The sequence below is a fragment of the Segatella copri genome, assembly GCF_026015465.1.
Taxonomy (GTDB): Bacteria; Bacteroidota; Bacteroidia; order Bacteroidales; family Bacteroidaceae; genus Prevotella; species Prevotella copri_E.
The window spans coordinates 151,451-165,634 of record NZ_JAPDUQ010000004.1; the positions used below are offsets into that span (position 1 = coordinate 151,451).

Genomic DNA, 14,184 nt, shown 5'->3' on the forward strand with positions numbered 1-14,184 from the left:
AAGAAAGGCAGGGGTTCTTTGAGGAATCCCTGCCTTTCTTTGTGCTTGGCCAAACTGTAGGTTTGGCCTTTATCTCATAAAAGATGTATTATCCAAACAACTGGATGGTGTATAGGTAGATTACTGCTGCCGGTATCGCCATGAGCGAAGAGTCGAAGCGGTCGAGCATGCCTCCATGTCCTGGCAGGATGTTGCCGCTATCCTTTACTCCGAGGGTACGCTTGAAGAGGCTTTCTACCAGATCGCCCCATGTGCCGAAGAATACCACAACCAGACCTAAACCTTCCCAACCGAGAATGCTGAGACGGTGGGCTTCGCCATCGTTGGCGATATAGCCGATGATGCCTGCTGCTATCAGTACGAATATGCCTCCGCCTATGCTGCCTTCCCAACTCTTGGCTGGACTGATGCGAGGAAAGAGCTTATGCTTGCCGAAAAGCGAACCGCTGCAATAGGCACCGGTATCATTGGTCCAGAGGAAAATGAAAATGCTCAAAGGCAACAGCATGTCGTAATGTATCTGGCCATCGAAAGCTGATGTCTCGAAACTCAATACATTGATCATCGAGAAAGGCAAGGCGATGTACAACTGAGAGAGCATAGTGTAAGCCCAATCGTTGATGGCATCCTTGTTGCCTGTATACAGTTCGCTGATGAAGAGATAGAGGATGGTGAGCAGATAAGGTACGAAAACCACAAAATTGCCCACAATGCCCATGCGGAAACCAGCCACGGCAAGGAAGAAGTAAACACCCGCCACGGTGCTGATGAAACGGTTTACCGTAACATTCTCCTTCTGGTTTACCAGTCCGCAATACTCCCAGATGCTCAATCCGGTAATGAGGGCGAACAGGATAACCATTGCCCTGGGATTGAGAAAGCAAGATACCATGCACATCACGAAAAATACGCCTGTGATGGATCTTATCACTAGATTCTTCTGTTTGTCAGTCATATCGGTTTGTTTTATTCGTTCTTGTTTTCTTCCGAACCTTCATCCTTCTTGGAAGTCTCATCAGAATCTGCATTCTTCTTCTGGTTCTCTTCATGCTCCTTGATGGCAGCCTGAACTTCAGGAAGTTCCTTTACGGCGTCATCGTCTATCTTAGGCTGTTCATCTTCCATGATTTCCTGCGAACGGCTCAACCAAGGGCGTTTGCCAAAGATATGTTCTACGTCTTCTGCCATAATCACCTCTTTCTTGATCAGAAGTTCTGCTAAGGCATTGTGGCCTTCCTTGTGCTCCATCAGAATGTTCTTGGCACGGGTATACTGCTCGTTGACAATCTTCAGAACTTCCTGGTCTATCTCGCGGGCTGTAGACTCAGAGTACGGACGCTGGAATGCATATTCGTTCCGGTTGTAAAAGCAGATGTTTGGCAACGTCTTGCTCATACCGAGATAAGCTACCATACCATAAGCACTCTTTGTGGCACGCTCCAAGTCGTTCATGGCTCCTGACGAAATATGACCGGTGAAGAGTTCTTCTGCGGCACGTCCGCCCATTAATGAACACATCTCGTCGAGCATCTGTTCCTTGGTGGTTATCTGGCGCTCTTCTGGCAGATACCATGCAGCACCGAGAGCCTGACCACGAGGTACGATGGTAACCTTGATGAGAGGGTTGGCATACTGGCAGAACCATGAGATGGTTGCATGGCCTGCTTCGTGGAGAGCGATGCTACGCTTCTCGTCGGCAGTCATCACCTTGGTCTTCTTCTCTAAACCGCCAACAATACGGTCTACTGCGTCGAGGAAATCCTGTTTGCAAACAGCCTTCTTGTCGTGGCGTGCGGCAATGAGGGCTGCCTCGTTACAAACGTTGGCAATATCTGCACCCGAGAAACCTGGAGTCTGGCGTGCTAGGAGATCAACATCTACAGTTTCGTCAATCTTGATAGGTTTGAGATGCACTAGGAAGATTGCCTTACGTTCGTTCAAACCAGGGAGATCTACGTGAATTTCGCGGTCGAAACGTCCGGCACGGAGCAAGGCGCTGTCGAGCATGTCTACACGGTTGGTAGCTGCAAGGATGATGACACCACTGTTGGTACCGAAACCATCCATCTCTGTAAGGAGAGCGTTCAAGGTGTTCTCGCGCTCATCATTACCACCCATGGCTGGGTTCTTGCTGCGGGCACGGCCTACAGCATCAATCTCATCGATAAAGATGATACAAGGTGATTTCTCTTTAGCCTGACGGAAAAGGTCGCGAACACGTGAGGCACCTACACCTACGAACATTTCAACGAAGTCAGAACCGCTCATAGAGAAGAAAGGTACGCCAGCCTCGCCGGCAACAGCCTTAGCCAAGAGGGTCTTACCAGTTCCCGGAGGGCCTACGAGAAGGGCTCCCTTTGGAATCTTACCTCCCAAATCGGTATATTTCTGTGGGTTTTTCAGGAAGTCTACAATTTCCTTCACTTCCTGCTTGGCACCTTCCTGTCCGGCAACATCTTTAAAGGTGATGCCGATTGTATTTCCCTTTTCGTACATCTTAGCTTTGCTTTTGCCCACGCTGAAGATGCCGCCGCCCATACCGCCGCTGCCCATACCGCCGCTGAATCTTCCTGACATCCAAAGGATGAAAAATACGAAGAAGAGCAGAGGTGCCAGATTGAAGAGTGTACTTAAGAAGTCGTTATCCTTCTGGTTGTCGTAGCTGAAGGAGCGAATCTTCTTTTCCTTCAACATCTGGTTGGCATAGCGTTCCACTTCGTCAACCGAACCGAACTGTACTTTTACGTATGGGTTAGGACCTACAGACTTTGCCGGCATATTGTATACATCGCGCGTATATTTCGGGTTGATGTATATTTTGAGGGTGCTTTCTGTTTTATTGGCCACAACACTGAGCACATAACCCTTGTCTACATACTGTTTGAACTGGGTGTATGTGGCTTCCTTGGCAGCGCTGCCTCCAATCGCATCGCCTCCTCCTGTAAAGAAGAGGATAATCATGGTGATGAGGCAGATGGTGAAAAGCCAGGTCATATTAAATCGTGGCATCTTTGGTCCGCCATTGCCACGAGGCTTCATATTATTGCTTTGTTCCATTTTATTTTATATGTATAACTTTTAGTCGAAAAACAATGTCTGATCCATCATGTAGGATGGGAGAGACTGACTAGTCGAGATTAGGTATATGGGTAAGCTTTGCATCCTCCCATAAATGTTCGAGGTCGTAATAAGCACGTACTTCCGGAAGAAAAATGTGTACTAATACGTCAACAAAGTCCATTGCCACCCACTGGTCGTTGCCGAGACCAGCTACATTTACAGGTTTTTCTTTCAGATTCTTGCGCACGATGTCTCCCACAGAACCTGCGATAGCTTCAACCTGAGTAGGGCTTCCTCCCTGGCAGATGATGAAGTACTTGGCAATGCTTCCATCGATTTCTGTCAGGTCGGCGATAACAATGTCTTGACCTTTCTTTTCTTGTATACCTTCTTTAATAGTCTCTACGAGTTGTTTAACTGTGTTCATTTATCTTTTCTTTCTTACTTAATTTATATTCTCTATTTTTCTGCAAAGATACATTATTATAATGGAAAATCGACTTAAAAGGCAAAAAAAATGTGGAAAATTAAAGAAATTGCGTTTTTTTTAGAAAAAAGTGCCGAAAAATTTTGTAGGTTCAAAAAAAACTAGTACCTTTGCACTCGCAATTGAGAAAGGAACATCTCGTTTGCTGATATTGGGATATGGTGTAATGGTAACACTACAGATTCTGGTCCTGTCATTCCTGGTTCGAGTCCGGGTATCCCAACTATCAAAAAGTTCTATTTTAAAGTTTGGGATATGGTGTAATGGTAACACTACAGATTCTGGTCCTGTCATTCCTGGTTCGAGTCCGGGTATCCCAACTTATGCGGCAAGGCATCTTTCAGTAATGAAAGATGTTTTTTTTGTTTATAGAAATTCTATTTTATGGAGTATTCATAACAATACCCCCCAAAGCTTTCGCCTGGGGGTATTGTGTTTATTTTTTCTCGGCATCAATAGCCTTGATTTTCTGCTTTACCATATCAAGGTCAGCCTTGAGTTTCTCAATCTTACGGTTCATTTCTTCTACCAGACTATTGCCCTTTTTACTGGCTGTGTTGAAGAAACCGAGGTTGTTCTCGTACGTAGTAATCTCGCTGCGCAACTGGTCGTAGCGGCGCAAGAGTTTGCCACGCTCATTGCCGAGTGCATTGCCGCCTTCCTTGGCAACATTCTTCAAGTTGTTCTTGAAGTTGTCAAAGTGGCGCTTGGCATTGGTGGCGTGAAGTTTCTCATAGGCTGCATCGATAGCCTCATGATACTCTTTGTAGACCTTGTCTTTCTCTTTGAAAGGAACGTGTCCGATAGCACTGTATTGCTTGGCAAAATCCTTGAGTTTCTTCTGAAAATCATTGTCGGTAATCTCTGCAACTACAAGTTCCTTGAGCTGGGCAATAATGTTACGCTTCTTGTCCAGATTGGCATGTTCCTCGCTGCGTGAACCGGCATTCTGCTTGTTGCGGGCTTCGAAGAACTTGTTGCAGGTATCCAGAAATTCCTTCCAGAGCAATTCGCCTTGTTTATGAGGTACGGTACCCACCTTCTTCCATTCTTTCTGGAGAGCGATGAGTTTGTCGCCAGTTTTCTTCCAGTCTGTACTGTCAGCCAGTTCCTTTGCCTTGTTTACGAGTTGCTGTTTCTTTTCGAGATTGGTAGAGTAGGTATCTTTCAGTCCTTTGAAGAATTCAGCCTTCTTGTTGAAGAATTCATCGTTGGCGATGCGGAAACGCTCAAAAATTTTGACGTTCATTTTCTGAGGGGCAAAACCGATAGTGCGCCACTCTTTCTGAATCTCTATGATTTCCTGGGTAACCTTTTCCCAGTCCTTGGCAGTCTTGTATTCTCCTTGGTTGGCAGCCTCTACCTTTTCGCAGAGGGAAGTTTTCTTGGCGAGGTTTTCCTCTTCCTTGGCACGCAGGTCTTCGAAGTGCTGCTGGTGCTTCTTGTTGATAACAGTGCTAGCAGCCTTGAAACGTTCCCAAATCTGCTCTCTCAACTCCTTGGCAACAGGACCAATCTCACGATATTGCTGGTGGAGGTCCTGAAGCTGGTGGAAGGCAGAAATAACATCCTCTTCTTCATTGAGTTTCTCTGCAGCCGCGCAGAGTTGGGTCTTGGCTTCAAGATTCTTCTTGAAGTCATATTCGCGAGCTTCGCTGTTCAACTTGAGCATGTCGTAGAACTGCTCTACATAGAGCTGATAGTTCTTCCATACCTCGTTTGCCTTGTCTGCAGGGATGTTTTTGATTTCCTTCCATTCCTGCTGCAAGGCCTTGAAGTCCTGATATGATTTGTTGGCCTCCTCCGGTGAGGTGGTCATGGCCTTTATCTTTTCGATAATTTCCTCTTTTTTGCGGAGATTATCTTGTTTTTCTTCTTCTTGTGCCAGGAAGATCTTGGCTCTTTTCTCCTTGATGAGTTGCATCTCAGCCTTGAAGGCTTCTTCGGTGTCATCCGGTAGAAGGATATACTTCTCTGGGTCACCGCCTTTTGCGAGATACTCTTTCATCTGTGCGTCTCTTTCTGCGAGATGAATCTTGTAGAAAGTAGTCTTGAGTAGGTCGAGTTCCTCCTTGTTTGGATTTTCGCTGCTATGAGCGATTTCCTTTACTCTTTCGAGCACTTCCTGCTTGGTGGCATAAGCCTTCTTGGCAGGGTCTTCCAGGGTGCTCTGCTGCAACAGAGCTTTTTCTTGAGAGTCCATCATGTCACTTTGTTTAGTTTATGATTCGAGTTTCTTGGGCCGATAGTCGCTTATCCGCAATTCGACCCCATACAAAATTATATTATTAATAAGTTGCAAACTTAAAAAAAAAAATCGAATATCATGCCATGATATTCGATTTTTTAATTTTTTTTGTATTTATATTTGTCTTTTGTAACTACTCAGCACCCCTATAGAAAACTTCTCGTTAATAAAGCATAAACTTGATTTTGCTTATTTTCATCATCATTACAAACTCTTTAATGATTGAGTGGGTGAGGACGTAGGTTGTTTAAAACAGCTCATTTTGCGAGTTCTTTTTCGGTGATGCTGCCAGCAAGTCTCCTTTGGCTATTATCGCCCTTCAACAATTTATCTGGCAGGAGATACGTTTTTGCATTTTCCACAAGTCAAAAGTCTGCGTTAAGGGATGTAAATCGTGATTTTGCCATGTGGATAAAAATGCTTATCTTTGCACCAAAAACAATGGCAAACGACTGTACTGACATAGATATTGTTTTGCGCCAGATAAACCAGCGTCTGCGCAAGCTTGAGAAGTCCGACTCCGAGAAGACAGAGGAGATCGGACGCCTCAATCGTGTCATTAACCAGAAGGACGTAGAGATACATAATCTAAAGACAGAACTTGCCGTTGCTAAAGAGCGCATCAAGGAACTCGAGGAAGCTGCTGACGATACGTCAAGTACACCAGGGAAGCCCGAGAAAAACAGCAGCAACAGTAGTATCCCTCCATCCCAAGAAAGTATCGCTTCCCGTGAGCAGCGCAGGACAAAGTCTCTTCGCAAGCCAAGCGGAAAGCCGAGCGGTGGACAGCCTGGCCACAAGGGGCACACACTACAGACTGTTGCAGAACCAGACGTAATTGTAAAGCACGAACCAGTCTATTGTAAATGCTGTGGTCGGCTCTTGATTGATATACCATGCCAGAAGATCCGTAAGACACAGATTGTTGATATCAAGGTGGTCGTAGAGACCTGTGAGGAACAGTATTACGAGAAGGTCTGTGAATGCGGTTGCGTAAACAACTGCGAAGCTCCCAACTGTCGTATCAAGTATGGTGACAACCTCCGTGCACTGGTGACATACCTCAATGTAGTGCAGTGTATTCCGTTCAAAAGGATTGCAGAACTTATATCCGACCTGTCCGGCCAGAATATAAGTGAGGGAACAGTGCAGAACATACTCAAAGAGAATAGCGGCAAGGCAGATAGTGCATACGAGGAAATACGCAAGAGGCTGGAAACAGCGTCTGTCGTAGGAGCCGATGAAACAGGTGCTGCGGTAGGAAAGCATCTGCATTGGAACTGGATATTCCAGAACGACCTGCTTACATACGTGTTCCAGTCAGAATCGCGAGGTCAGAAGGCCATAGATTCCAAGTTTCCAAAGGGACTTCCCTATTCGACACTTGTGACAGACAGACACCAGAGCTACTTCAAGATGAATGTTAAGGATCATCAGGTCTGTCTGGCTCATCTCCTTAGGAATGCAGAGTATCTGAACGAATTGGATTCAAACCAGGACTGGGCACGGAGATTCATCCAACTGATAGAACACTCTATAAATCTCAGAAGAGAGGGCAACATTACCTCTAGAAAGATAAAAGTACTGAAGACTAAGATGAAGAACCTCTTGGGTGAAAGCCTCACGCATTTAGATAACGAGTTTGAGAAATTCAAGAGAGGTATCCTTAAGGTCAAAGACTACCTGTTCACCTTTCTCTCCAATCCAAGTGTGCCATACGATAACAATGCCAGTGAGCGGGGAGTTAGGAAAATCAAGATAAAACAGAAAGTCAGTGGTTGCTTCCGAACAGACGGCGGTGCCGATGATTTTGCCAAGCTGCACTCCATCGCTGAAACTGCTATGAAGAACGGAAATTCGAAATTCAATGCAATTCTTGCTGTAGTACAACAGTAAGACGATTACTCATGCCCATAGGGGGTGCTGAGTAGTTACTGTCTTTTTCTTGCAAATCATCGTTTTATGTGCTCTTTCGGGTTACTTAATGCATATCAGAGTGGTATATGCTTAGAGCAGGCGCTTGTATCTGAGGAAACCCCATGAAAGTGCAGAAACGAGCACGGAGATAACTAGGGCAATGGCAAATCCGTAATGGCTGTCTTCCATACCGTTGATTAAGTTCATACCGAACAATGAGGAAATCAGCGTAGGCAACATCATGACGATACTGATACTGGTCAGGGTACGCATCGTGGTATTCATGTTGTTGTTGATGATGCTCGAATAGGTATCCATCGTCGACTCCAGAATGTCGGAGTAGATGCTTGTAGTTTCGCGTGCCTGTGTCATCTCGATGTTTACGTCTTCGATGAGGTCGGCATCAAGTTCGTCCACCTGCAGCTTGAACTTCAACTTAGACAGGAGATTCTCGTTGCCTCGGATAGAGGTGATGAAGTAGGTAAGGGAGTCCTGCAGGCGGCTCAGGCCAATCAGACTCTCATTGTTCACACCATGATCGAGGTTTCGTTTTGCCTTTTCTATGAGCGAATTGATCTGTTTCAATCGCTTCAGATACCAAACCGCTGATGAAAGGAAGAGACGGAAGGTCATGTCTACATAGTCGGTGAACCCCTCGCTGCGCTTCTGCTGGTAGCTTACGAAATCAATCATCATATTGGTTTCATAATAGCATACGGTGATGGTAACATCGCGCTTATGGATGATACCCAGAGGCACGGTGGTGTATGGGGTACGGCTGCGTATTTCCTTGACATAAGGGATACGGAGGATGATGAGCATCCAGCCATCGTCATATTCATAGCGGGCACGCTCATCGGTATCGCTGATATCCGAGAGGAAATAATCAGGGATCTTGAATTCTTCTTCCAGCAAGCGCTGGTCTTCATCAGTTGGACATGTTACCTGTATCCAGCAGTTTGGCTGCCACTCATTGAGTACAGTCAGATTCTTGTCTATATTCCAATAAGTCTTCATAGTTTGCTAATCTCCACATAATAAAAGTTTGGGGTATGGAGACTAGCGCTTGGGTACAGCCTACAGAAAGGCTTCGTCGTTGCTGAATCTCCACGCCTTACAATTCATTATTGTTCTCCGCGTGATAATCGTCCATTTTGGTGTTATTTTAATGAAACTTATGCAAGTGAATTTGTATGATCTGCTACAGAGATTTTACAAGACTTGCGAAATCGACTGCAAAGGTAATGATTTCTTTTGAAAACTGGAACAAAAAAGCCGAGAATTTTCACTCTCGGCTTTCTTTTTTAATCTTTTTGTAATTTCGTTCCCCATTTTTTTACTTTGCAGGAATCTCTGTCAGGAGCTGCTTGACGAGGTTCCAGAAAGGAGCTACGCAACTGATCTGGCAACGTTCATTGGCTGTGTGAGGACTAAGAAGAGTAGGACCGAATGATACGACATCGAGGTTAGGATACTTGCTCAGGATGATAGAGCACTCCAGACCTGCGTGAACTGCCTGTACCTTACCGTCTGTGCCGTTCTGCTCTTTGTAAACCTTCAATACGTGTTCCAGAATGTCGCTCTTAGGGTTAGGGTTCCATCCCATATAGCTGCCGCTGAATTCAACCTTCATGCCTGCCATGTTGAAACAGCTCTCTACCATTGTGGCAAGATACATCTTGTAGTATTCGTGGCTGGAACGGGCCAGAATCTTGATGGCAGCCTTGCCCTCACCAATCTCAACGATTGCGAGGTTTGAAGAGGTCTCTACGATTTCAGGCATAGATGGAGCCATACGCAATACGCCATCGTGGCAAGCGTAGATTGCATCTACAAGGTTATCCTGAATTTCGGCAGGAACCTGCATCTTAGGAGTCTCTATATTCTCAGCGAAGAACTCGATGTTCTCTGTTGTTTCAATGCCTTCGAACTCATCACAGATTTCGTCCTTCCAGTCTGCTACCAGGTCATTCAAAGCTTCAATGTTCTCCTTAGGCAGGGTCAGAACAACCTCAGCCTGGAATGGGATGGCATTGCGCATGTTGCCGCCCTGCCATGAAGCTAGACGGGCATCGAGTTCTGAAATAGCTTCACGCACGAAACGAACCATGCACTTGTTGGCATTCGCTCTGCCTTCGTTGATCTCGATACCGGAGTGACCGCCCTTCAATCCCTTGAGGGTTACCTTAACGGCAGCATCTTCCTTGTCGGTTTCTACCTCTTTATAGTCGAGAGTTGCTGTGATGTCGATACCGCCAGCGCTACCGATAACGAACTCACCCCAAACCTCGGTATCGAAGTTCAAGAGAATGTCGCCGTTCAGTTCGCCTGCTGGGAGATCGTTGGCACCATACATGCCTGTCTCTTCGTCGGCGGTAATCAAGCCCTCGATAGGACCATGCTGCAAATCTTTTGATTCCATTACAGCCATGATTGTAGCTACGCCAAGTCCGTCGTCGCTACCGAGTGTTGTATGATTAGCACGTACCCAGTCGCCATCGATGATGGTTTCGATAGGGTCTGTTTCGAAATTATGCTTGCTGTCTGGTGCTTTCTGAGGAACCATGTCCATGTGCGCCTGCATAATAACACCTTTGCGGTTCTCCATACCTGGAGTAGCAGGTTTGCGCATCACGATGTTGCCTGCTGGGTCTTGGAAAGCCTCTACACCTGCTTCTTTTGCCCAATCGAGCAAATAAGCCTGAATCTTTTCCAAATGTCCTGATGGACGTGGAACTTGTGTTAATTTGTCAAAGTTACGCCAGATTTCAACTGGGTTCAAATTCTTAATGTCAGCCATAATATTTTTATTTTAATGTTAAATGTTCAATGTTAAGTTGGGCATACGCCCTAAAGCAAGAGGATTCTTCACTCCTTACTCTTCACTCTTCACTTTCCCGGTAAACGCCAGTGCTATCCAGGCATAGATTCCCAAAAGGACTACAAGCAGGGTTTGCACGGAGTGTACGATGAGAACGAAGAAGAGGGCATCGTTTGCCTGAATGCCATAGAGAATGAGCATTGTCTTGACGGCAAAATGCCAAGGTCCGGCTCCGTTAGGAGTTGGTACGATGACCGCTATGCTGCCCACGATGAATGTCACCAGACCGCACATCAGATTGAGATGGGAGGTTGCTTCGAAGCATTGGAAGGTGAGATAGTAGTGGAAGAAATAACTCAACCAGATACCCAGTGTAAGGGTGATGTAGAGCGGTACATTCCTGACACCTTTCAGCGAGATGATACCTTGCCAGAGTCCTCCCAGTGTTGCTTTCACCTTATTATATATAGCGAGTCGCTTGAGCAGATAGTGAGCAAGGATGAGTACTGCTATGCCACAGATAGCTGTCACTATGTAACCTGTGGCTGTAAACTGACAGAGTAAACTGTCCATGCTCGTACCTGTTTTCTCAAAGAAATTGAGAAATACCGGAATCTGCATTACAAAGACCAGCGCCGTAATCAACAGCACGAGGAGTGAATCGATGGCTCTTTCTGTAACGACGGTACCCAAGGCTTTCGGAAACGAAACATCATCCCATTTCTTCAATACGCCGCATCTGGCAAACTCGCCCGCACGAGGAATTACAAGACTCAGAGCATAGGACAGGAAGATGGAGTAGACGCTGATACTGGAGCGGGCCTTCTCGCCTAATGGTTCCAGCGACTGTTTCCATCTCCATCCTCTGAACACCTGGGCAGAGATGCCAAAAGGGAACGACAGCAGCATCCAGGTCCAACTCATCTTGTGAAGCAGAACATCTTCTACTTGCTTGAAGTCGAATCCGCGATACATCCAATAAAGGATGGCGCCACCCAGAATGAGCGACAAAGCCACCTTCCATATGTTGTTTGCTATCTTCTTTATATCCATAATTAGATGCAAAGATAATACTTTTATTGACAATATCGTTCGAATCTGCATATTTTTAGCATAAATAAACGCTTGGGCGCCATTTATGGCTAAAAGTATAGCCTTTTTTTTAAGAAACAAGTGGCTCTTTCCCTTTTTTACCCAAAAAGATAAAAAAAATCGCATACTTCGTGTGGATTCTCAAAAAATAATCGTATTTTTGCAAAATATATAATATAAAGATAAGATATGAAAGCTGTAAAGCCTAAGAAGAATCTCGGTCAGCACTTCTTGACCGACCTCAATATAGCAAAGCGCATCGCCGATACGGTGGATGCCTGCCCGGATATACCTGTTCTCGAAATCGGACCAGGTATGGGCGTTCTTACCCAATATCTCGTAGAGAAACTAAGACCCGTCAAGGCAGTGGAAATCGACTCGGAGTCGGTGGCGTATCTTCATGAGAATTTCCCGACACTCAAGGATAATATTATCGGTGAAGACTTCCTGAGAATGGATTTGAACCAGATATTCGATGGAAAGCAGTTTGTACTGACAGGTAATTATCCATACGATATCTCATCGCAGATATTCTTCAAGATGCTCGATTACAAGGATCTCATTCCTTGCTGTACCGGAATGATTCAGCGCGAGGTGGCATTGCGTATGGCATCAGAACCAGGCAACAAAGCCTATGGTATCCTCAGTGTGCTCATCCAGGCATGGTATGATGTGGAATATCTCTTTACGGTAGATGAGAATGTGTTCAACCCACCACCAAAGGTAAAGAGTGCGGTAATCCGTATGACTCGTAACAAGGTGACTGACCTTGGCTGTGATGAAAAACTGTTTAAGCGTCTGGTAAAGACAGTCTTCAACCAGCGTCGCAAGATGCTCCGTGTAAGCCTCAAGCAGATGTTCCCGGGTGTAACCCCACGCGAGGATTTCTATACCGCCGACATCATGACCAAGCGTCCTGAGCAGCTCACTATCCAGCAGTTTGTAGAACTCACCAACTATGTGGGCGAAGAATTGAAAAGATTAGAATTAATAAAATAAAAACATATAATTATGATAGACGTTAAAGAAACTTTGAATTCTGCAGCAGAGCGTATGGAGATGGCAGCAATGTATCTCGCAGAGGAACTCTCTCATGTTCGTGCTGGTCGTGCTAATGTAGCCATCCTCGATGGTGTGCGTGTAAATAGTTATGGCAGTATGGTTCCTCTGAATCAGGTAGCTACAGTTACAACCCCTGATGCCCGTACTATCGCTATCCGCCCTTGGGACAAAAAGGCTATCAAGGATATCGAAAAGGCTATTATGGATAGTGGTGTAGGTATCACTCCTGAGAACAATGGCGAAATCGTACGTCTGGGTATTCCTCAGCCAACAGGTGAGCGCCGTAAGGAACTCGTAAAGCAGTGTAACAAGATTGCTGAGCGTGCTAAGATTGAGGTGCGCAACGTGCGCCAGGAAATCAAGGAGAAGTTGAAGAAAGCTATCAAGGATGGACTTTCTGAAGACTTGGAGAAGGATGCTGAGAACGATTTGCAGAAACTCCACGACAAGTACATCAAGCAGCTCGAAAATCTGATGGACGAGAAGGAGAAGGAAATCATGACAGTCTAAATCATTCTGGACTTACATTATTTAATAAGTGATAATGAGAGGACTCGTTATTAAAAATACAGGCAGCTGGTACACCGTCAAGACAGACGATGGCCAGCTGATTGAAAGTAAAATCAAGGGCAATTTCAGATTGAAGGGCATCCGCAGCACCAATCCTGTGGCTGTAGGTGATTATGTGCAGCTTATTACCAACCAGGAGGGTACGGCATTTATCTCTTCTATCGAAGACCGCCAAAACTATATCATTCGTAAATCACCTAACCTCAGTAAGCAGAGTCATATTCTGGCTGCTAATGTAGACCAGGCGCTGCTTGTGGTAACGGTGAATTATCCGCAGACATCTACTACCTTCATCGACCGATTCCTGGCTGGCGCTGAGGCCTATAGAGTGCCTGTTATCATCATCTTTAATAAAAGTGACATACTTTCAGAAGAAGAATTGCATTACGAGAAGATGATGTGCACGCTCTATGAGACCATCGGATATAAATGTATCGAATTGTCGGCAGCTACAGGTGAAGGAGTTGAACTGTTGCGACCTCTTATCAAGGATAAGAAATCTTTGTTGAGCGGCAACAGCGGGGTAGGAAAGTCAACCCTCATCAACCAGCTCATTCCTGATGCAGAGCAGCGTACCGCAGAAATCAGCGAGGCGCATAATAGCGGAATGCATACCACAACCTTCAGTGAGATGCTGGAACTGCCGGAAGGTGGTTATCTCATTGATACTCCGGGCATCAAGGGTTTTGGTACCTTTGATATCGAAAAGGAAGAGCTGACCAGCTATTTTAAGGAAATTTTCAAGTTCTCTCAGGATTGTAAGTTCTCTGACTGTACCCATACCCACGAACCGGGGTGCGCGGTAATCAAGGCGGTTGAGGAACATTATATTGCAGCTAGCCGCTATCAGAGTTATCTCTCAATGTTGGAGGATAAGGACGAAAATAAATACAGAGAGGCTTTTTGATAGGGAAGAGTGAAGAACGA

At 45.6% G+C, this 14,184-nt stretch carries 11 protein-coding genes and 2 tRNA genes; 6 read left to right on the top strand and 7 right to left on the bottom strand.

The window, feature by feature from the left end; translation table 11 throughout:
* Positions 1-88: 88 nt before the first annotated feature.
* The 3 genes from ONT08_RS14015 to rsfS all read right to left on the bottom strand — a co-directional run bounded on the left by ONT08_RS14015 (position 89) and on the right by rsfS (position 3,487).
* The gene (locus tag ONT08_RS14015; protein WP_118255520.1) at positions 89-955 is read right to left on the bottom strand and encodes a phosphatidate cytidylyltransferase; all 867 of its coding nucleotides are present in this window, start codon (positions 953-955) and stop codon (positions 89-91) included.
* Positions 956-966: 11 nt separating this feature from the next.
* Positions 967-3,057: an ATP-dependent zinc metalloprotease FtsH gene (ftsH, locus tag ONT08_RS14020; protein WP_118200060.1), complete on the bottom strand. Its 2,091-nt coding sequence runs from the start codon at positions 3,055-3,057 to the stop codon at positions 967-969.
* A 70-nt stretch (positions 3,058-3,127) separates the two neighbouring features.
* On the bottom strand, positions 3,128-3,487 hold the full coding sequence (rsfS, locus tag ONT08_RS14025) for a ribosome silencing factor (protein ID WP_117586022.1): 360 nt from the start codon (positions 3,485-3,487) through the stop codon (positions 3,128-3,130).
* A 212-nt stretch (positions 3,488-3,699) separates the two neighbouring features.
* On the opposite strand from rsfS, the gene ONT08_RS14030 reads away from it, so the two are divergent.
* Both ONT08_RS14030 and ONT08_RS14035 read left to right on the top strand, forming a co-directional pair.
* Positions 3,700-3,770 (top strand) — tRNA-Gln (locus tag ONT08_RS14030).
* 26 nt (positions 3,771-3,796) lie between these two features.
* Positions 3,797-3,867 (top strand) — tRNA-Gln (locus ONT08_RS14035).
* A 116-nt stretch (positions 3,868-3,983) separates the two neighbouring features.
* Here the strand turns inward: ONT08_RS14035 and ONT08_RS14040 are convergent.
* Positions 3,984-5,753: a DUF349 domain-containing protein gene (locus ONT08_RS14040; RefSeq protein ID WP_264960247.1), complete on the bottom strand. Its 1,770-nt coding sequence runs from the start codon at positions 5,751-5,753 to the stop codon at positions 3,984-3,986.
* Between the two features lie 483 nt (positions 5,754-6,236).
* Between ONT08_RS14040 and tnpC the strand changes: the two genes are divergently transcribed.
* Positions 6,237-7,691 (top strand): IS66 family transposase, encoded by a 1,455-nt coding sequence (gene tnpC, locus ONT08_RS14045; RefSeq protein WP_264960248.1) that lies wholly within the window; start codon positions 6,237-6,239, stop codon positions 7,689-7,691.
* 111 nt (positions 7,692-7,802) lie between these two features.
* Here tnpC and ONT08_RS14050 read toward each other — a convergent pair whose 3' ends face one another.
* The 3 genes from ONT08_RS14050 to ONT08_RS14060 form a co-directional block, all read right to left on the bottom strand.
* Positions 7,803-8,729 (bottom strand): magnesium transporter CorA family protein, encoded by a 927-nt coding sequence (locus tag ONT08_RS14050; protein WP_022121433.1) that lies wholly within the window; start codon positions 8,727-8,729, stop codon positions 7,803-7,805.
* 319 nt (positions 8,730-9,048) lie between these two features.
* Positions 9,049-10,512, bottom strand: coding sequence for an aminoacyl-histidine dipeptidase (locus ONT08_RS14055; protein WP_118200061.1), 1,464 nt, complete (start codon positions 10,510-10,512; stop codon positions 9,049-9,051).
* A gap of 75 nt (positions 10,513-10,587) precedes the next feature.
* Positions 10,588-11,586, bottom strand: a complete 999-nt coding sequence (locus tag ONT08_RS14060; RefSeq protein ID WP_264960249.1) for a lysylphosphatidylglycerol synthase transmembrane domain-containing protein — start codon at positions 11,584-11,586, stop codon at positions 10,588-10,590.
* Between the two features lie 228 nt (positions 11,587-11,814).
* Here ONT08_RS14060 and rsmA point away from each other — a divergent pair, with 228 nt between their 5' ends.
* The 3 genes from rsmA to rsgA are packed head-to-tail and all read left to right on the top strand — an operon-like array spanning position 11,815 to position 14,164.
* Positions 11,815-12,624, top strand: coding sequence for a 16S rRNA (adenine(1518)-N(6)/adenine(1519)-N(6))-dimethyltransferase RsmA (gene rsmA / locus ONT08_RS14065; protein WP_264960250.1), 810 nt, complete (start codon positions 11,815-11,817; stop codon positions 12,622-12,624).
* A 12-nt stretch (positions 12,625-12,636) separates the two neighbouring features.
* Positions 12,637-13,197: a ribosome recycling factor gene (gene frr / locus ONT08_RS14070; RefSeq protein ID WP_006847159.1), complete on the top strand. Its 561-nt coding sequence runs from the start codon at positions 12,637-12,639 to the stop codon at positions 13,195-13,197.
* A 34-nt stretch (positions 13,198-13,231) separates the two neighbouring features.
* The gene (rsgA, locus tag ONT08_RS14075) at positions 13,232-14,164 is read left to right on the top strand and encodes a ribosome small subunit-dependent GTPase A (protein WP_006847160.1); all 933 of its coding nucleotides are present in this window, start codon (positions 13,232-13,234) and stop codon (positions 14,162-14,164) included.
* Positions 14,165-14,184 lie beyond the last annotated feature (20 nt).

Excerpts from the sequence above, each read along its gene's own strand:
- ONT08_RS14015 (WP_118255520.1), bottom strand. The coding sequence starts at position 955 with ATGACTGACAAACAGAAGAATCTAGTGATAAGATCCATCACAGGCGTA.
- ftsH (WP_118200060.1), bottom strand. The coding sequence starts at position 3,057 with ATGGAACAAAGCAATAATATGAAGCCTCGTGGCAATGGCGGACCAAAG.
- rsfS (WP_117586022.1), bottom strand. The coding sequence starts at position 3,487 with ATGAACACAGTTAAACAACTCGTAGAGACTATTAAAGAAGGTATACAA.
- ONT08_RS14040 (WP_264960247.1), bottom strand. The coding sequence starts at position 5,753 with ATGATGGACTCTCAAGAAAAAGCTCTGTTGCAGCAGAGCACCCTGGAA.
- tnpC (WP_264960248.1), top strand. The coding sequence starts at position 6,237 with ATGGCAAACGACTGTACTGACATAGATATTGTTTTGCGCCAGATAAAC.
- ONT08_RS14050 (WP_022121433.1), bottom strand. The coding sequence starts at position 8,729 with ATGAAGACTTATTGGAATATAGACAAGAATCTGACTGTACTCAATGAG.
- ONT08_RS14055 (WP_118200061.1), bottom strand. The coding sequence starts at position 10,512 with ATGGCTGACATTAAGAATTTGAACCCAGTTGAAATCTGGCGTAACTTT.
- ONT08_RS14060 (WP_264960249.1), bottom strand. The coding sequence starts at position 11,586 with ATGGATATAAAGAAGATAGCAAACAACATATGGAAGGTGGCTTTGTCG.
- rsmA (WP_264960250.1), top strand. The coding sequence starts at position 11,815 with ATGAAAGCTGTAAAGCCTAAGAAGAATCTCGGTCAGCACTTCTTGACC.
- frr (WP_006847159.1), top strand. The coding sequence starts at position 12,637 with ATGATAGACGTTAAAGAAACTTTGAATTCTGCAGCAGAGCGTATGGAG.
- rsgA (WP_006847160.1), top strand. The coding sequence starts at position 13,232 with ATGAGAGGACTCGTTATTAAAAATACAGGCAGCTGGTACACCGTCAAG.